Genomic DNA, 16,380 nt, shown 5'->3' on the forward strand with positions numbered 1-16,380 from the left:
ATAAGTTTTGAAACGATGGTTTGAAATCGTAGATTCGATCACGCGCCTTTGCGTAAAAGATAGCGATACGGCAGCGCTTCGGTCTCTTGTGCGATCAGCTCATGTTCCATAAAAGTACAGAAACCGGGGATGTCTCGCGTGGTCGCCGGATCGTCGGCAATGATTAAAAGCGTTTCGCCGGTTTGCATCGTGCGCACGGTTTTACGCACCATCATAACAGGCTCCGGGCAGCGAAGGCCCTGGGCATCAAGGGTGTGGTCTGGAGTGGAAAACAGGTCGGTCATCATCGCCTCAATCATCTAAAAACGGCTGTAGTTTACGCCGCGTTTTTGGCAAAGCAAACCAGGTTAACGATTGCGTGAAAATTAGCCATTGCAATGTGTTGTCAAAGCAGTATTATGCGGCCGGTTCAGAATCTGGACCATCAGGCGTTGCTGTTGAAGCCTAAGGTGTCAGATTCAAATTGGGTTCCCTCACCCCAAACATTAATCAAAAAGGTCACAATATGACGCAGTTCTCTCAATCGCAGCGCGTAAAAGCGTTGTTCTGGCTATCGCTTTTTCATCTGCTGGTGATTACCTCCAGCAACTATCTGGTGCAGCTCCCGATCTCCATTTTTGGTTTTCATACCACCTGGGGCGCGTTCAGTTTTCCGTTTATTTTCCTCGCGACTGATTTAACCGTGCGCATTTTTGGCGCGCCGCTGGCCCGACGCATTATTTTTGCGGTGATGCTGCCTGCGCTGTTCGTGTCGTATGGGATTTCATCACTTTTTTATATGGGATGCTGGCAAGGTTTCGAGGCGCTGTTGCACTTCAACCTGTTCGTCGCCCGTATCGCCGCCGCGAGCTTTATGGCCTACGCGCTGGGACAGATTCTTGACGTCCATGTGTTTAACCGTCTGCGTCAAAACCATCGCTGGTGGATGGCGCCGACCGCCTCCACGCTGTTCGGTAACGTGAGCGACACGCTGGCCTTCTTCTTTATTGCTTTCTGGCGCAGCCCCGATGCGTTTATGGCTCAGCACTGGATGGAAATCGCGCTGGTGGATTACGGCTTCAAAGTGCTTATCAGCATCGTATTCTTCCTGCCGATGTACGGCGTTCTGTTGAATATGCTGCTGAAAAGACTCGCAGATAAATCTGAAATCACCGCATTGCAGGCTGGTTAAACGTTCGCTTTATCAGTTGTGATAAGATGGATGAATGAGCCGTTATGGCCGTTTATCGAAAGGAAGAAGTCAATGCGCAATCTGGTTAAATATGTGGGGATTGGCCTGCTGGTTGTGGGTCTTGCGGCCTGTGATAATAGCGACACCAAAACACCTGTTCAGGGCGCGGCCGCAGAAAGTAATGCGACCGGTCAGCCGGTCGAGCTGATGGAGGGCAAACTCAGTTTCGCCCTGCCAGCAGATATGACCGATCAGAGCGGTAAGCTGGGGACGCAGGCGAACAATATGCACGTTTATTCCGATGCTACCGGACAGAAAGCCGTCATTGTGATTGTGGGCGACGACTCCAACGAAGATCTGGCCGTGCTGGCGAAGCGTCTGGAAGATCAGCAGCGTAGCCGCGACCCGCAGCTCCAGGTCGTGACCAACAAATCTATCGAACTGAAAGGCCGCACTCTGCAACAGCTGGACAGCATCATCTCCGCAAAGGGCCAGACCGCTTACTCTTCCGTAGTGCTTGGTAAAGTAGACGGCAAACTGCTGACCCTGCAGATCACGCTGCCAGCAGAAGATCAGCAGAAAGCACAGACCACGGCTGAAAACATTATCAATACCATCGTCATCAAGTAACGTTTGATGAGGATTCAACGGCCTCCGGCGTTTGCGTCGGAGGCCGTTTTTTTAAGCGCCATGTCAGCAGGAATGCCGCACCCACCAGCCCCGCTGCCGCCAGATAAATCACCGGTACGCCCGCCCACGCCATGAGCAACCCTGCCAGTGGCCCGGTTACGCCCAGGGACATATCCATAAATACCGTATAGGTCGCCAGCGCCGAGCCCTGATTTTGCTGCGGCACTGCTTTAACCGCCACCACACCGAGTGCCGGAAAGACCAATGAAAACCCTGCGCCCGCGAGGAACACACCGATTTTTGCAACCCATGGCTCGTCGGCGATCCCGGTCAGCAGAAGGCCGATAATCTCAACGGCGAAGCAAATCATCGCCACATTCAGGCCGCCCAGACGGTTGATGCCGTTCGGGAACAGTAGACGCGCCCCGACAAACGCGCAGCTAAACAGCGTCAGCGCAAACGCTGCGCCGTCCCAGCCTTTCGCGTCGTAGAACAGCGTGATAAAGGTGGCGATCACGCCGAAACCGGCGGAGGCCAGCGCCAGCGCCATGCCGTACGGCCAGACGCGCCCGAGCACGGCGCGAAACGGTAGCGGCTTGCCTTTCGTGGCTTTGACTTTCGGTCGCGGAATCGCCAGTAAAATGGCAATAAACGCGACGGCCATAATGGTTAACGCCAGCCCGTGCAGCCCGCCCCACGCATAGCACAGCACGCCAAGCGGCGCGCCGAGTGCCATCGCGCCGTAGGTGACAATCCCGTTCCACGAAATCACGCGGCCAATGTGCGCATTACCGACGACGCCTACGCCCCACAGCGTTGAGCCGGTTCCCGCCAGGCTTTGCCCTATCCCCAGAATCACTCGCCCAAGGCACAGCAGCGCCAGACTCATTATCGGCCAGCCGCTGGTGGTGGCCGCCAGCAAATAGCTCAGGCCGCTCAGGAAACAGCCGCATAACCCGACGACGACAATACTCTTTGGCCCAAACAGGTCGGCATATCGCCCCGACTGTGGACGGCTCAACAGCGTGGCGAAATATTGCAGGCTGATCACCAGCCCCGCCCAGAAAGCGCTATACCCCATCACGTCGTGGACGTAACCGGGCAAAACCGCCAGCGGCAGACCGATGGTGAGATAGCTGGCGAAATTAAACATGACAACAGAAACGATGCGCAGATTGAGGCGCAATCCGCTAAGTGCCGGTTCGGCGGCAGGTACGGGCATGACTTTCTACCTGGATTTTTGCAACAGTGTTTCACTATTACCACGTCACGCGGTGAAAATCAGCCGCGAATTTCAGATTAACAGCCTCAAGCGAAGCGCATCGCAGGCACTACACTTAACGAGCACACAACATAAGGAATCAGCATGACATCCGCTCAGCCCGATAAAACGGGTCTCCATATTCTGTTAAAACTCGCCTGTCTGGTGGTGATCCTCGCGGGGATCCACGCCGCAGCCGACATTATTGTTCAACTTTTACTGGCGCTCTTTTTCGCTATTGTTCTCAATCCATTAGTCACCTGGTTTATCCGTCGAGGCATCAAACGGCCGGTGGCGATCACCATCGTTGTCCTGGTCATGCTGATCGTGCTGACTGCGCTGTTCGGCGTGCTGGCAGCATCGCTCAGTGAATTTTCTACGATGCTCCCCAAATACAACAAAGAGCTGACCCGCAAGGCGCTGGAATTACAGGAGATGCTGCCGTTCCTCAATCTTCATATGTCACCTGAGCGCATGTTGCAGCGTATGGATTCAGAAAAAATCATGACCTTCGCCACCACGCTGATGACCGGGCTTTCGGGCGCGATGGCCAGCATTTTGCTGCTGGTGATGACGGTGGTCTTTATGCTGTTTGAGGTGCGCCATGTCCCTTACAAGCTACGCTTTGCGCTGAACAATCCGCAAATTCATATTGCGGGCCTGCACCGCGCGCTGAAAGGCGTATCCAAATATCTGGCGCTGAAAACGCTACTGAGCCTGTGGACCGGGGTGATTGTGTGGCTGGGGTTGACGCTGATGGGCGTACAGTTCGCACTGATGTGGGGCGTGCTGGCGTTTCTGCTGAACTACGTGCCAAATATCGGCGCGGTGCTTTCCGCCGTGCCGCCAATGATCCAGGCGTTTCTGTTCAATGGTATTTACGAATGTATGCTGGTCGGCGCGCTGTTCCTGGTGGTGCATATGATATTGGGAAATATTTTAGAACCACGCATGATGGGCCACCGCCTGGGCATGTCAACGATGGTCGTCTTCCTGTCATTATTAATCTGGGGATGGCTGCTCGGCCCGGTGGGTATGCTGCTTTCCGTACCACTCACCAGCGTCTGTAAAATATGGATGGAAACCACCAAAGGCGGTGGAAAACTGGCGATTCTTCTTGGGCCAGGGCGACCCAAAAGCCGGCTTCCGGGCTAAATATATCTTCATGAAACCCTTGCTACAGTGATACCGTGCCCCTCTCGTCATCAACGCATTATTATGCGTGATACGATAGGGGCCTGCGGGGCGATAGAAGCGCGGATAGGCCTGCAGAGGGTTCGCCCCGACGCGCAATTTAAGACAACCTGATGAGCAATTTGGCGCTTTAGATTATATTATGGGGTGGCACGTCAGATTGACTGTGAATATCTGCAAAGCAATAATTTCGCCTTTGGCGGCATTAACACCTCCATCATCATTAAACGTTGGGCGTAACTATGTACCAGTTGGTACTGGGAAAAATTTCGACTCTTACCGCTGACCCTTTGGTGTCAGCGCTTGCAGACAGGGCGCCACAGGGTGCCCGTCGCGCCCGCTGGCTGGCGGGCCGTACGCTGCTTGCGCGTGCGTTGTCTCCCGCCTCGTTGCCGGAAATCGTCTTTGGCGATCAGGGGAAACCCGCGTTTGTCGATGCAAAGCCATTCTGGTTCAACCTGAGCCATAGCGGGGATGACATAGCCCTGCTGATGAGCGACGAAGGCGAAGTAGGCTGCGATATTGAAGTGATTCGACCGCGCGATAACTGGCAAGCCCTCGCCAATGCCGTGTTTAGCGTGGCGGAACATGATGAGCTGGAGCGCGAAATGCCAGAAGAAAAACTGTCGGCGTTTTGGCGCATCTGGACGCGCAAAGAGGCGATAGTGAAACAGCGCGGCGGCAGCGCCTGGCAAATTGTCAGTATCGACAGCACCTTCAAATCCGCCCTGAACATCAGCCACTGTCAGTTTGGCGCGCTGAGTCTGGCGGTCTGCACCCCTACCCCCTTTACGCTGGACGACAACGCCGTCACGTTCCTCTGATTCCTGCGCAGACGTTCCCCTCTGCTACGCTTTATGGTCTGCACTTTTATCATCAAAAGGAACAGACCATGAAAATCGATCTTACGGGGAAAGTCGCACTCGTCACCGCCTCTACCGGCGGCATCGGATTTGCCATTGCACGCGGCCTGGCAGAAAGCGGGGCTGAAGTGATTATCAATGGCCGCAGCGTAGAGTCCGTCAATAAAGGCATTCAGCAGCTTCAGCAGGTTGTGCCTGGCGTTCAGGTTCGCGCGGCGATTGCCGATCTCAGCTCGCCTGACGGCGTCGAATCGCTGCTAAAAGTGGCGTCTAATATCGATATTCTGGTGAACAACGCCGGGATTTACGGCCCACAGGATTTTTACGCTACCGACGACGACACCTGGAATAACTACTGGCAAACCAACGTGATGTCCGGCGTGCGGCTGTCGCGCGCATTGCTTCCTGGCATGGTGCAAAAAGGCTGGGGCCGCGTGGTGTTTATCTCTTCTGAATCAGCGCGCAATATTCCGGCTGACATGATCCACTACGGCGTGACGAAAACGGCGCAGCTCTCGCTCGCGCGTGGTCTGGCGAAATTCGTCGCCGGAAGCGGCGTCACGGTGAACAGCGTCTTGCCGGGACCGACAATGTCAGACGGTTTTGCCGAGATGATGAAAGACGAGATGGAGAAAACCGGGAAATCACTGGAAACGCTGGCGAAAGAGTTCGTGATGGCCCATCGCCCAAGTTCGGTTATCCAGCGCGCCGCCACGGTGGAAGAAGTGGCAAACATGGTGGTTTATGTTTGCTCAACTCAGGCTTCCGCCACCTCCGGCGCGGCGTTGCGCGTCGACGGGGGTGTGGTGGACGATATTATCTAATGGCTCAACCGGTGATCCGGCGAGCGGTAATAAAGTGCGTATGCCAGTAATCGTTCGCCAGCGTGGAGACCGTGACGCCCTGACTGGTGGAGGCGTGGATAAACTGGCGATTGCCGATATACACCCCAACGTGGCGGCGGTTTGGCCCGGTCTGGAAGAAAATCAGATCCCCGGCTTTGAGGCGGTGTTCCGCAACCTGAACGCCACGGTGGATCTGCTCCCCCGTAGTACGCGGCAGCGAAAGATGCGCCGCGTCGCTAAATAAATGCTGCATCAGCGCGGAGCAATCCACGCCACGATGGCTGGTGCCGCCCCATTTGTAGTCCGTCCCTTTCCATTTTTGGTATTGCGTCAGGATCCGTCCACGAAGCGGGCCGGTTTCCTTTTGCTCCAGCGCGGTCTTCGCGGTAGACGCAGAAAGCGGGTGATGTTGCGATAACATCGATGCAGGCAGTTGAAAACTCAATGCAGCAGAGGCAAAACTTAACGCGAGTATTGAAATAAGAAGTCTAAAAATCATAACGATAACTTAAATTGAGTGAATTTTTCCTTACCAGTGAGGAGACAGCGTTCCCCCGAATCACCTTTCGAGACGGCGATAATATAGACAGATTGTTTTTTGAACAAAGCCTGAGGAATCCATTATCGGACTCACTAGCAGGTCGCAAGAATGAGAAAAAAATAGGCGCGGTATAAGGACTGGAGAGGTAAAGCAGGTAAACTAATGAGCAGAATGTGTATTTCAGCTAAGACGTATTTATGACCAATATGATTGCCGATGAGGCAGTGGCCAAATCCAGAGTGCTGTCCGTTTTTGATTTTGATGGAACGTTGACGCATCACGACAGTTTTATCCCTTTCCTGCGTTTTGCCTTTGGTAAACGTTATTTTGCTGGGCGTTTGGTGCGTATGGCGCTGCCAACGCTTCACTGCGTGCGTCGCAAACTGACGCGCGATGAGCTCAAGGAAGTGCTGATTAAAACCTTCCTGACGGGCGTGGATGAGCACTGGATGCGCCAGCAAGCGGAACTGTTTTGCGAAAAATACTGGAACAAACTGATGCGTCCGGCGGGGGTTCTGGCGGTTGCGGCTGAGGTGAATTCAGGTGCGGAAGTGACGATCTGTTCAGCGTCGCCCGCGCTGGTTCTTCAGCCGTGGGCCGATAAGCTCGGCATTAAGCTGATTGGCACGCAATTGGAAGTGGCAGACGGCAAACTGACCGGGCGTATTACCGGGCACAACTGCCGCTGCGCGCAGAAGGTGGCGCGGCTTGAGCTGGTGTATGGCAATCTGAACGATTACCACCTGCGCGCCTGGGGCGACACCCGTGGAGATCATGAGTTGCTAGCCGCGGCACAAGATCCGCACTGGCGGCATTTCCATCCGCCTAAAGCGCGTCGTCGTTCGCCGATTAAAAACTAGCTGCGATCTGATGCCCTCACCCTAACCCTCTCCCACAGGGAGAGGGGAAAACACAAACGGCAACCTCAGTTGCCGTTTTGAATTTACCTTGTGCGGTCTGATGCCCTCATCCCAACCCTCTCCCACAGGGAGAGGGGAAAACACAAACGGCAACCTCAGTTGCCGTTTTGTTTTTACCTTTCGGCGCGTTTCCCAGGGAACATCACGCTCGCGATAATTCCCAGCGCCAGTACGCCCAACACCACAAACAGGCTTGCCGTGGCGGAAATGCTATAGCCGTGATGCCAGAAGTGATCCGTCGCGTTCAGCCCCAACTTAAAGGCCACGAAGAACAGCAGCAGAACCACTGATTTCTCCAGATGCACCAGATACTGTTTCAGCGCTTCGAGCACAAAATAGAGCGTACGTAATCCGAGAATCGCGAACATCATGGCGCTATAAATAATCAGCGGTTCACGGCTAACGGCGATAATCGCGGGTACGGAGTCGAATGCAAACATCACGTCAGACAGTTCAACCACCGCGACGCACAGCAGCAGTGGTGTGGCGTAGCGTTTCGCTTTCTTCACGCGCCCAACCATCACGTCCTGGTTTTCGGGTTTCTCAAGCTCCGCATCCACCTCTTTTTGCGTCAGAAGAAATGCGTTACTGCTGATCTTCGGCCAGACAGGATAAAAGCGTTTCACCAACCGATAGGCCAGATGATGCGAGTAATCCTCGACCTCGTCGCTCTCTTCGTTGCGTCTGAGCATCATCAGCGCCGTCCAGCCCACCACCAGCGCGAAGACCACTTCCACGTACGGCCCAAGGCTCAACAGGCTGGTGCCGATGGCGACAAAAATCCCGCGGAACACAATCGCCCCCAAAATGCCCCAGTACAGCACCCGGTGACGATATTTATCCGGCACCCCGAACCAGGCGAAAATCGCCATCATCACAAACAGGTTATCAACCGAGAGCACCTCTTCCAGCGCATAACCGGTGAGGAATAAACTCGCCACCTCTGCGCCGTGGTGAACGTACAGGAATCCCGCAAACGCCATTGCCATCATGACCCAAAAAATGGACCACATCGCCGCGCTTTTTAACGAAATAGGTTTGTCGTGACGGTGCATGAAGAGGTCGATAAACATCGCCCCCACAGCCATCACAACAAAGACAACGACGGTTTCCGTCGGGAAACCGAGATGAGCAGAAGCCATAAACAACCCTTTTTGAGGACAAAACACAAACCATGCAGACTGGGGTTAACCAGCAATTGAAAAGGACGGACTGTTGACCAGTTTCTACGCCCTCAAAGCCGCGACAGTGACGCTCGCGCAAGCTGCCTACTTTACCTCAGAGAAGGGTGCCTTGCATCTGCCGATTAGGCACTCATCCCGCGTAATCTCTGCAACACCGCAACCAATACCGCGACCGACCAGCCAACCATTAAGGCGCCGACGAGCCCTTCAACACCGCCTATCAAACGCCAGTGTTCGGGTAGCGTGACGTCGCCGTATCCCACCGTGGCATAGCTCACCAGCGAGAAGTAAAAACTGGTATTCCAGTCTTTGAAAGCATCGACAAAATAGTAAAAACCCGCAAACAGGCTGGCTTCTATCAGGTGCGCAAACAGCATGGAAATGACGATCGCGACGTTGCGAAAGACGATACGAAACACCGCGTCAACGTTCAGGTTGATGAATTTCAGAACGATAAACATCCACACGGAGTGAATGACCACCGTCAGGGTGAGCAAGATAATGATGCTAATTAGCTGCATGGGAAACTCTGAGTGAGAGACTAGATGGCCGCATGCTTTCAAGAGGAAAGGATGCGGCGAATGGTACAGGTCTCATCAAAGCTTAGCGGAACGGCGAAAGAAAAAGCGCGCAATAATTGCGATGGGTTATTATTTTTGTGCCAGCGCCTGCGCACATGCCCATGCGCTCGCCCACGCCCACTGGAAGTTGTACCCACCCAGCCAGCCGGTCACATCCATCACTTCACCAATAAAGTACAACCCCGGCACGTTGCGGGCTTCCATGGTGCGTGAGGAGAGTTCATCGGTATCGACACCGCCGAGCGTTACTTCCGCCGTGCGATACCCTTCGGTGCCGTTTGGCTGAACGCGCCAGTTTGTCAGCGTGTCGACCAGCGCTTGCTGCTCGCGGCTGTTGAGCTGCTTGAGCGTCACATCCGGAATTTGCCCCAGCAGCTGCAGGCACTCAATCAAACGCTTCGGCAGTTGCATCGCCAGCGTATTTTTCAAACTTTGATTGGGATGCTCAGCGCGTTGCTCGTTGATAAAGCCGTCCAGATCGCAATCCGGCACTAAATTCACCGTCACAAACTCACCCGGCTGCCAGTAGCTGGAAATTTGTAATACCGCCGGACCCGAGAGACCGCGATGGGTGAAGAGCAGATTTTCGCGGAAAAGCGTCCCGTCTTCCGCGGTGATGGTGGACGAAACCGACACGCCGGAGAGCGTCTGGAGCTGTTCCAGCAGCGGCTTGTGCAGCGTAAAGGGCACTAGCCCGGCGCGCGTTGGCAAGACCTTCAGACCAAACTGCTCCGCGATTTTGTAGCCAAACGGCGTGGCACCTAATCCAGGCATCGACAGACCGCCGCTGGCAATCACCAGATTATCGGCACTTACGGTGTCGCCGTTCAGTTCGAGGGTATAGCCGTCGTCATCGCGGGTCACGTTCAGGACTTCGGTGCGCAGGCGCGTGATAACGCCGCCTTTCTCGCATTCGGCCACCAGCATATCGACAATCTGCTGCGCGGAGTCGTCGCAAAATAGCTGTCCCAGCGTTTTCTCATGCCAGGCGATGCCGTGTTTTCCCACCAGTTCAATGAAATCCCACTGGGTATAACGCGCCAGGGCAGATTTGCAAAAATGTCGGTTTTGGCTCAAATACGCGGCGGGTTCAACATATAAGTTGGTAAAATTGCAGCGCCCTCCGCCGGACATCAGGATCTTGCGTCCAGGCCTCTTGCCATTATCCAGCAGCAGCACGCGACGACCCGCCTGTCCGGCCATTGCCGCACAGAACATTCCCGCCGCACCGGCACCAATTACAACGGCATCAAACCTTTCCACATCAAAATCCTCTTGTTTTACCGGCGCGAATTGTAAAGTTTCCTATGTGGTCGCACCAGCGCAAATATCCAATATCTCAGTCATTTACTTGAAATATAAAATATATTTCTTTACTGGAAGTATACGAAGCAGAAGGTATATCAAAAAAAAGCTATATTTCACTTTGCCCGTTGCGCGTTTGTCCTGGATAATGCGCCGCGTTCATGTCCTCCAAAATGGCGTAACGTCCTATGCTACATTTGTTTGCTGGTCTGGATTTACATACCGGACTTTTATTATTGCTTGCTCTGGCATTTGTCTTGTTCTACGAAGCTATCAATGGCTTCCACGATACGGCGAACGCAGTAGCTACCGTTATCTACACTCGAGCGTTACGATCGCAAGTTGCGGTTGTGATGGCGGCTGTATTTAACTTCTTTGGTGTTCTCCTTGGTGGTCTAAGCGTAGCCTACGCCATCGTTCACATGCTGCCTACAGACCTCCTTCTGAATATGAGTTCAGCCCATGGTCTGGCGATGGTATTTTCAATGCTGCTTGCCGCAATTATCTGGAACCTCGGAACCTGGTATTTCGGTCTGCCTGCATCCAGTTCTCACACGCTGATCGGCGCGATTATCGGTATTGGGTTAACCAACGCCCTGATGACCGGTACGTCAGTCGTTGATGCGCTGAATATCCCGAAAGTTATTGGTATTTTTGGTTCGCTTATCATTTCCCCGATCGTGGGTCTGGTCGTTGCAGGTGGATTGATTTTCATCCTGCGTCGTTACTGGAGCGGAACCAAAAAACGCGCCCGTATTCACCTGACGCCAGCAGAGCGTGAAAAGAAAGACGGCAAGAAAAAGCCGCCATTCTGGACCCGTATCGCATTGATCATTTCAGCCATCGGCGTGGCCTTCTCTCATGGCGCGAACGATGGCCAGAAAGGCATTGGTCTGGTGATGCTGGTACTGATTGGCGTGGCACCAGCAGGTTTCGTGGTTAACATGAACGCGTCCGGCTACGAAATCACCCGTACCCGCGATGCCATCAATAACGTCGAAGTTTACTTCCAGCAGCATCCTGCGCTGTTGAAGAAAGCCACCGGCGTTGACCAACTGATTCCTTCACCTGAACCGGGTGCGGCGACCGCGCCGGGCGAGTTCCATTGCCATCCGGCAAACGCGATCAACGCGCTGGAACGCGTTAAGGTTATGCTGGGTGATATCGAAAGCTACGACAAACTGTCCGTCGATCAACGTGGTCAGCTGCGTCGTATCATGCTCTGCATCTCTGATGTGACCGATAAAGTCGCGAAGTTGCCAGAAGTGAACGCAGACGATAAGCGCCTGCTGAAGAAACTGAAAGGCGATATGCTCAATACTATTGAGTACGCGCCAATCTGGATAATCATGGCGGTCGCGCTGGCGCTGGGTATCGGTACGATGATTGGCTGGCGTCGTGTTGCCACCACTATCGGTGAGAAGATCGGTAAGAAAGGCATGACGTATGCGCAAGGTATGTCCGCACAGATGACGGCGGCCGTGTCTATCGGTCTGGCGAGTTACACCGGTATGCCGGTCTCCACCACGCACGTTCTGTCTTCGTCCGTGGCGGGTACGATGATTGTTGACGGTGGCGGTCTGCAACGCAAAACCGTGACCAATATTCTGATGGCCTGGGTGTTTACCCTTCCGGCGTCAATTCTGCTGTCAGGCGGTCTGTACTGGGTCTCCCTGAAGCTGATTTAACCATCAGAGTGCATAAAAAAGCGGGTCAGGAAACTGACCCGCTTTTTTTATACTCATTTTCATACTCAATGCCAGATCAGGAGCGCCACCATGCTCACCACAACCAGCCCACACAGGGCGCTGGTCAAAATGAACTGACAACGTAAACGCTCGCAACGACGGATAAATTCGTCGTCATGATGATCGCGATAGCGTTGGGCGTAGATGTACCACACCAGACGCATCTGTTTGCTGGGCTGTCCATGCGACGTGAAGAAGCCTCCACCATCCACATACTGATAAAGCAACGGATCGCAACCACGAAGTACCACTAATAGCGCGCGTAACGATGAGAAATAACGCGCCATATTCACTATGCAAACCACACATAACGCCCAAAACAATGCGACGGTGCTAATCATACTTCCTCCCCGGCGTCCGCCCACGAAGCAAGGCTTCTGGACAACCGCACTCCAATGCCCTGACAGACAGTTCAGTGAAAGAATGACGAAAGTCGATCGGGTTCACGTTTAATTATCCGAACGGCTCATTAAATAGTGTAGGAGATCCGCTACTTTTTTTGCCACAAGGTTAATCGTTATCAACACCAAAGCTTGAAAATTTTCGTTAACTGGGCCGTAATAAAGACAGATAGACGACGGCTTAACTCATGGGTCATCGATAACTTAAGGAAGGAGTAACACTATGGCTTACAAACACATTCTTATCGCGGTAGACCTCTCTCCTGAGAGTAAAGTGCTGGTTGATAAAGCGGTATCCATGGCACGTCCCTATAACGCGAAAGTTTCTTTGATTCACGTTGATGTGAATTACTCTGATCTCTACACCGGCCTCATCGACGTCAATCTCGGCGACATGCAGAAGCGCATTTCTGAAGAAACTCACCACGCGCTAACTGAATTATCCACAAACGCAGGATACCCAATTACCGAAACCTTGAGCGGTAGCGGCGATCTCGGCCAGGTGCTGGTTGATGCGATTAAGAAATACGATATGGATTTGGTGGTTTGCGGTCATCACCAGGATTTCTGGAGCAAACTGATGTCTTCAGCGCGTCAGCTGATCAACACCGTTCACGTTGATATGCTGATTGTTCCACTGCGTGACGAAGAAGAAGAGTAATTCTGAATTCCCTCTCCCCATAGGAGCGAGTAAAAACAGCGCCGGTTAATTCCCTGTCCCCTTTTGGGAGAGGGTTAAGGCATCAGACCGCACAAGGCAAAAGAAAACGGCTACTTAGGTTGCCGTTTTTTGTGTCTTCACCCTCTCCCGTGGGAGAGGGCATCAGACCGCACTCACCTCAGCCGTTCCCGAATAGATATCAAACCGGTGCCCTTTGGTCGTCACCGCATTCGTCGTCGCCACATCCGCCAGCGGCGGCGCGTAATCAGGGCGCTTCACCACCACCCGTTTTGTGGCCAGCAATCGCGCAGGTTCCAGCAAACCATCCGCATCTAAATCCGGTCCCACCAGCGACTGAAACACGCGCATCTCTTTTTTGACCAGCGCGCTTTTCTGCTTGTGCGGGAACATCGGATCGAGATACACCACCTGCGGGCGCGGCGTGATATCCGTCAGTGCCGTCAGGCTCGACGCGTGAATCAACTGTAAACGTTCCTGTAACCACGCGCCAATCTCAGGATCGGCATAGCCGCGCGCCAGACCATCGTCGAGCAGCGCCGCCACCACAGGATTGCGTTCCAGCATTCGAACGCGACAGCCAACAGAGGCCAGCACAAATGCATCGCGCCCCAGCCCTGCCGTGGCATCCACCACGTCGGGCAGATAACTCCCTTTGACACCCACCGCTTTCGCTACCGCTTCACCGCGACCGCCGCCAAACTTACGCCGATGCGCCATCGCGCCGTCAGCGAAATCAACAAAGATGCCGCCGAGCTTGGGCTCATCACGCTTACGCAGTTCGAGATGTTCCGGCGTCATCACCAGCGCCATCAAATTTTGTTCATCGTGTTCAAGCCCCCAGCGGGCCGCAAGAACAGATAAGGCGCCGTCTCCGGCGCCTGTTTCATCTACTAAGCAGATTTTCACGCTGCGATTAGCCTTTGATTCCGTAATGCTCAAGCATCGCATCCAGCTGCGGCTCGCGGCCACGGAAGCGTTTGAACAGCTCCATTGGCTCTTCGGAACCTCCGCGCGTCAGGATGCTGTCCAGGAACGACTGACCGGTTTCGCGGTTGAAGATCCCTTCCTCTTCAAAGCGCGAATAGGCATCGGCTGCCAGCACGTCGGCCCACAGGTAGCTGTAGTAACCCGCCGCATAGCCACCAGCAAAGATATGGCTGAACGCGTGCGGGAATCGACCCCACGTTGGACCAGGAATCAGTGCGACCTGCTTTTTAATTTCAGCCAGAGTTTCCAGGATTTTCGCCCCCTGCTCTGGGCTGAATTCAGCGTGCAGACGGAAATCGAACAGACCGAACTCCAGCTGGCGCAGGATAAACATCGCCGCCTGGTAGTTTTTCGCCGCCAGCATTTTATCCAACAGCTCTTTTGGCAGGGGTTCGCCCGTTTCATAGTGACCGGAGATAAACGCCAGCGCGTCCGGCTCCCAGCACCAATTTTCCATAAACTGGCTTGGTAGCTCGACGGCATCCCACGGCACACCGCTGATACCCGACACGCCCGCCGCTTCAATACGCGTCAGCATATGATGCAGACCGTGACCGAACTCGTGGAACAGGGTGATCACTTCGTCGTGCGTGAACAGCGCAGGCTTGCCGCTGACCGGACGGTTGAAGTTACAGGTCAGGTAAGCAACCGGTTTTTGCAGCGAGCCGTCGGCTTTACGCATCTGGCCGACGCAGTCGTCCATCCAAGCGCCGCCACGTTTGTTTTCTCGCGCATACAGATCCAGATAGAAACTGCCGCGCAGTTCGTTTTTCTCGTCATACAGCTCGAAGAAACGCACTTCCGGATGCCAGACATCCACATCAGTACGTTCTTTGGCGGTGATGCCGTAAATGCGTTTTACCACTTCAAACAGGCCGTTAACGGCTTTGTTTTCTGGGAAGTACGGGCGCAGCTGTTCATCGCTGATGCTGTACAAATGCTGTTTCTGTTTTTCGCTGTAGTACGCGATGTCCCACGGTTGCAGGTCGTCGACGCCAAATTCAGCGTTCGCAAATGCGCGCAGCTGTGCCAGCTCTTTTTCGCCCTGCGGACGTGCACGTTTTGCCAGATCGGTTAAGAACTCCAGAACCTGCTGCGGGTTTTCTGCCATTTTGGTGGCGAGAGATTTATCCGCGTAGCTGTCGAAGCCCAGCAGCTGTGCCAGCTCGTGGCGCAGCGCGAGGATTTCTGCCATCACCGGGCTGTTATCCCATTTCCCGGCATTAGGGCCCTGGTCTGACGCACGCGTGCTGTACGCGCGGTACAGCTCTTCGCGCAGCGCCTGATTGTCGCAATAGGTCATCACCGGCAGATAGCTCGGGATATCGAGCGTTAACAGGAAACCGTCCTGCTCTTTCGCTTCGGCCTGCGCTTTAGCCGCCGCCAGCGCGCTCTCCGGCATGCCGGCCAGCTCGGATTCGTCGGTGACCAGCTTCGACCAGCCCATGGTGGCATCAAGCACGTTGTTGCTGTACTGATTGCCCAGCTCTGACAGGCGCGCCGCGATTTCGCCGTAGCGCGTTTGCTTCTCTTTCGGCAGGCCAATCCCGGACAGTTCAAAATCACGCAGCGCGTTATCGACCGCTTTTTTCTGCGCGATATCCAGTTTGGCGTAATTTTCACCGTCGCGCAGATCGCGATAGGCGTTGTACAACCCTTCGTGCTGGCCCACCCAGGTGCTGTATTCCGACAGCAGCGGCAGGGTTTGTTCGTAGGCTTCGCGCAGTTCCGGGCTGTTTTTTACAGAGTTCAGATGGCTGACCGGTGAAAAAAGGCGGCCCAACACGTCATCCACTTCGGCTAGCGTCTGGCACAAATTCTCCCAGGTGTACGGTCCGCCCTTCGCGACCACGCTTTCTACCGCCGTGCGGCAATCGTCCAACGCTTTGGTGACGGCTGGAACCACATGCTCTGGCTGGATTTTAGAAAATGGCGGTAACGAGAAAGGCGTCAGTAATGGATTGGTCATAAGCGCTGTCCTGTAGAAAAGATGAATGAAGCGCGCATCCGGCGCTGTGCATATTGTTTGTAGAATGGGGTTAAGTGTAGTGAATTTCAATGCCAAAC

General features: G+C 54.1%; 17 protein-coding genes and 1 pseudogene. 9 read left to right on the forward strand and 9 right to left on the reverse strand.

Translation table 11 applies throughout. The annotated features are described in order from the left end of the window. Window positions 1-38: 38 nt before the first annotated feature. Entirely contained in the window at window positions 39-284 is a 246-nt protein-coding gene (gene tusA, locus AC07RN_RS19470) for a sulfurtransferase TusA (protein ID WP_015960837.1), read from the reverse strand. Between the two features lie 221 nt (window positions 285-505). On the opposite strand from tusA, the gene AC07RN_RS19475 reads away from it, so the two are divergent. Together AC07RN_RS19475 and AC07RN_RS19480 are read left to right on the forward strand one after the other, a co-directional pair. Then, window positions 506-1,171: a 7-cyano-7-deazaguanine/7-aminomethyl-7-deazaguanine transporter gene (locus AC07RN_RS19475; RefSeq protein ID WP_478337086.1), complete on the forward strand. Its 666-nt coding sequence runs from the start codon at window positions 506-508 to the stop codon at window positions 1,169-1,171. A gap of 72 nt (window positions 1,172-1,243) precedes the next feature. Next, entirely contained in the window at window positions 1,244-1,801 is a 558-nt protein-coding gene (locus AC07RN_RS19480) for a DcrB family lipoprotein (RefSeq protein WP_478337087.1), read from the forward strand. Here the strand turns inward: AC07RN_RS19480 and AC07RN_RS19485 are convergent. Then, window positions 1,794-3,023, reverse strand: a complete 1,230-nt coding sequence (locus AC07RN_RS19485; protein WP_186753664.1) for an MFS transporter — start codon at window positions 3,021-3,023, stop codon at window positions 1,794-1,796. The genes AC07RN_RS19480 and AC07RN_RS19485 overlap by 8 nt on opposite strands. Before the next feature lie 144 nt (window positions 3,024-3,167). Between AC07RN_RS19485 and AC07RN_RS19490 the strand changes: the two genes are divergently transcribed. The 4 genes and pseudogenes from AC07RN_RS19490 to AC07RN_RS19505 all read left to right on the forward strand — a co-directional run bounded on the left by AC07RN_RS19490 (window position 3,168) and on the right by AC07RN_RS19505 (window position 5,943). Continuing rightward, window positions 3,168-4,217, forward strand: coding sequence for an AI-2E family transporter (locus tag AC07RN_RS19490; protein ID WP_449554967.1), 1,050 nt, complete (start codon window positions 3,168-3,170; stop codon window positions 4,215-4,217). 23 nt (window positions 4,218-4,240) lie between these two features. After that, window positions 4,241-4,496: pseudogene (locus AC07RN_RS19495) on the forward strand (beta-ketoacyl-ACP synthase); the annotation flags it as partial. Window positions 4,497-4,498: 2 nt separating this feature from the next. Beyond that, on the forward strand, window positions 4,499-5,080 hold the full coding sequence (acpT, locus tag AC07RN_RS19500) for a 4'-phosphopantetheinyl transferase AcpT (protein WP_015960860.1): 582 nt from the start codon (window positions 4,499-4,501) through the stop codon (window positions 5,078-5,080). Between the two features lie 68 nt (window positions 5,081-5,148). Further along, a complete protein-coding gene (locus tag AC07RN_RS19505) occupies window positions 5,149-5,943 on the forward strand; it encodes an SDR family NAD(P)-dependent oxidoreductase (RefSeq protein WP_478337088.1) in 795 nt (264 codons plus the stop codon). Window positions 5,944-5,947: 4 nt separating this feature from the next. On the opposite strand, the gene AC07RN_RS19510 is transcribed toward AC07RN_RS19505, so the two are convergent. After that, window positions 5,948-6,463, reverse strand: a complete 516-nt coding sequence (locus tag AC07RN_RS19510) for an NlpC/P60 family protein (protein ID WP_015960862.1) — start codon at window positions 6,461-6,463, stop codon at window positions 5,948-5,950. A 239-nt stretch (window positions 6,464-6,702) separates the two neighbouring features. Between AC07RN_RS19510 and AC07RN_RS19515 the strand changes: the two genes are divergently transcribed. After that, window positions 6,703-7,365 carry an HAD family hydrolase gene (locus AC07RN_RS19515; RefSeq protein WP_478337089.1) on the forward strand — a complete coding sequence of 221 codons (663 nt, stop codon included), beginning with the start codon at window positions 6,703-6,705 and terminating at the stop codon, window positions 7,363-7,365. 173 nt (window positions 7,366-7,538) lie between these two features. Here the strand turns inward: AC07RN_RS19515 and AC07RN_RS19520 are convergent, their stop codons facing one another. From AC07RN_RS19520 to AC07RN_RS19530, 3 genes are all read right to left on the reverse strand, one after another. Next, complete coding sequence (locus AC07RN_RS19520; RefSeq protein WP_407439079.1) at window positions 7,539-8,567, reverse strand: TerC/Alx family metal homeostasis membrane protein; 1,029 nt, start codon at window positions 8,565-8,567, stop codon at window positions 7,539-7,541. A 164-nt stretch (window positions 8,568-8,731) separates the two neighbouring features. Beyond that, the gene (locus AC07RN_RS19525) at window positions 8,732-9,130 is read right to left on the reverse strand and encodes a potassium channel family protein (RefSeq protein WP_015960865.1); all 399 of its coding nucleotides are present in this window, start codon (window positions 9,128-9,130) and stop codon (window positions 8,732-8,734) included. A gap of 129 nt (window positions 9,131-9,259) precedes the next feature. Then, window positions 9,260-10,453, reverse strand: coding sequence for a BaiN/RdsA family NAD(P)/FAD-dependent oxidoreductase (locus AC07RN_RS19530; RefSeq protein ID WP_478337090.1), 1,194 nt, complete (start codon window positions 10,451-10,453; stop codon window positions 9,260-9,262). Window positions 10,454-10,683: 230 nt separating this feature from the next. Here AC07RN_RS19530 and pitA point away from each other — a divergent pair, with 230 nt between their 5' ends. After that, window positions 10,684-12,183 (forward strand): inorganic phosphate transporter PitA, encoded by a 1,500-nt coding sequence (pitA, locus tag AC07RN_RS19535; RefSeq protein ID WP_478337091.1) that lies wholly within the window; start codon window positions 10,684-10,686, stop codon window positions 12,181-12,183. A gap of 65 nt (window positions 12,184-12,248) precedes the next feature. On the opposite strand, the gene uspB is transcribed toward pitA, so the two are convergent. Next, window positions 12,249-12,584 carry a universal stress protein UspB gene (gene uspB, locus AC07RN_RS19540; RefSeq protein ID WP_015960868.1) on the reverse strand — a complete coding sequence of 112 codons (336 nt, stop codon included), beginning with the start codon at window positions 12,582-12,584 and terminating at the stop codon, window positions 12,249-12,251. Window positions 12,585-12,867: 283 nt separating this feature from the next. Between uspB and uspA the strand changes: the two genes are divergently transcribed. Continuing rightward, window positions 12,868-13,305: a universal stress protein UspA gene (gene uspA, locus AC07RN_RS19545; protein WP_015960869.1), complete on the forward strand. Its 438-nt coding sequence runs from the start codon at window positions 12,868-12,870 to the stop codon at window positions 13,303-13,305. 162 nt (window positions 13,306-13,467) lie between these two features. Here uspA and rsmJ read toward each other — a convergent pair whose 3' ends face one another. Both rsmJ and prlC read right to left on the reverse strand, forming a co-directional pair. Continuing rightward, window positions 13,468-14,232: a 16S rRNA (guanine(1516)-N(2))-methyltransferase RsmJ gene (rsmJ, locus tag AC07RN_RS19550; RefSeq protein WP_015960870.1), complete on the reverse strand. Its 765-nt coding sequence runs from the start codon at window positions 14,230-14,232 to the stop codon at window positions 13,468-13,470. Between the two features lie 7 nt (window positions 14,233-14,239). Continuing rightward, window positions 14,240-16,282 (reverse strand): oligopeptidase A, encoded by a 2,043-nt coding sequence (gene prlC, locus AC07RN_RS19555; protein WP_478337092.1) that lies wholly within the window; start codon window positions 16,280-16,282, stop codon window positions 14,240-14,242. Between the last annotated feature and the right edge of the window lie 98 nt (window positions 16,283-16,380).

The sequence above is a fragment of the Lelliottia sp. GFLA7 genome (assembly GCF_056490165.1).

Coding starts and splice junctions, on each gene's coding strand:
- tusA (WP_015960837.1), bottom strand. CDS start 284: ATGACCGACCTGTTTTCCACTCCAGACCACACCCTTGATGCCCAGGGC.
- AC07RN_RS19475 (WP_478337086.1), top strand. CDS start 506: ATGACGCAGTTCTCTCAATCGCAGCGCGTAAAAGCGTTGTTCTGGCTA.
- AC07RN_RS19480 (WP_478337087.1), top strand. CDS start 1,244: ATGCGCAATCTGGTTAAATATGTGGGGATTGGCCTGCTGGTTGTGGGT.
- AC07RN_RS19485 (WP_186753664.1), bottom strand. CDS start 3,023: ATGCCCGTACCTGCCGCCGAACCGGCACTTAGCGGATTGCGCCTCAAT.
- AC07RN_RS19490 (WP_449554967.1), top strand. CDS start 3,168: ATGACATCCGCTCAGCCCGATAAAACGGGTCTCCATATTCTGTTAAAA.
- acpT (WP_015960860.1), top strand. CDS start 4,499: ATGTACCAGTTGGTACTGGGAAAAATTTCGACTCTTACCGCTGACCCT.
- AC07RN_RS19505 (WP_478337088.1), top strand. CDS start 5,149: ATGAAAATCGATCTTACGGGGAAAGTCGCACTCGTCACCGCCTCTACC.
- AC07RN_RS19510 (WP_015960862.1), bottom strand. CDS start 6,463: ATGATTTTTAGACTTCTTATTTCAATACTCGCGTTAAGTTTTGCCTCT.
- AC07RN_RS19515 (WP_478337089.1), top strand. CDS start 6,703: ATGACCAATATGATTGCCGATGAGGCAGTGGCCAAATCCAGAGTGCTG.
- AC07RN_RS19520 (WP_407439079.1), bottom strand. CDS start 8,567: ATGGCTTCTGCTCATCTCGGTTTCCCGACGGAAACCGTCGTTGTCTTT.
- AC07RN_RS19525 (WP_015960865.1), bottom strand. CDS start 9,130: ATGCAGCTAATTAGCATCATTATCTTGCTCACCCTGACGGTGGTCATT.
- pitA (WP_478337091.1), top strand. CDS start 10,684: ATGCTACATTTGTTTGCTGGTCTGGATTTACATACCGGACTTTTATTA.
- uspB (WP_015960868.1), bottom strand. CDS start 12,584: ATGATTAGCACCGTCGCATTGTTTTGGGCGTTATGTGTGGTTTGCATA.
- uspA (WP_015960869.1), top strand. CDS start 12,868: ATGGCTTACAAACACATTCTTATCGCGGTAGACCTCTCTCCTGAGAGT.
- prlC (WP_478337092.1), bottom strand. CDS start 16,282: ATGACCAATCCATTACTGACGCCTTTCTCGTTACCGCCATTTTCTAAA.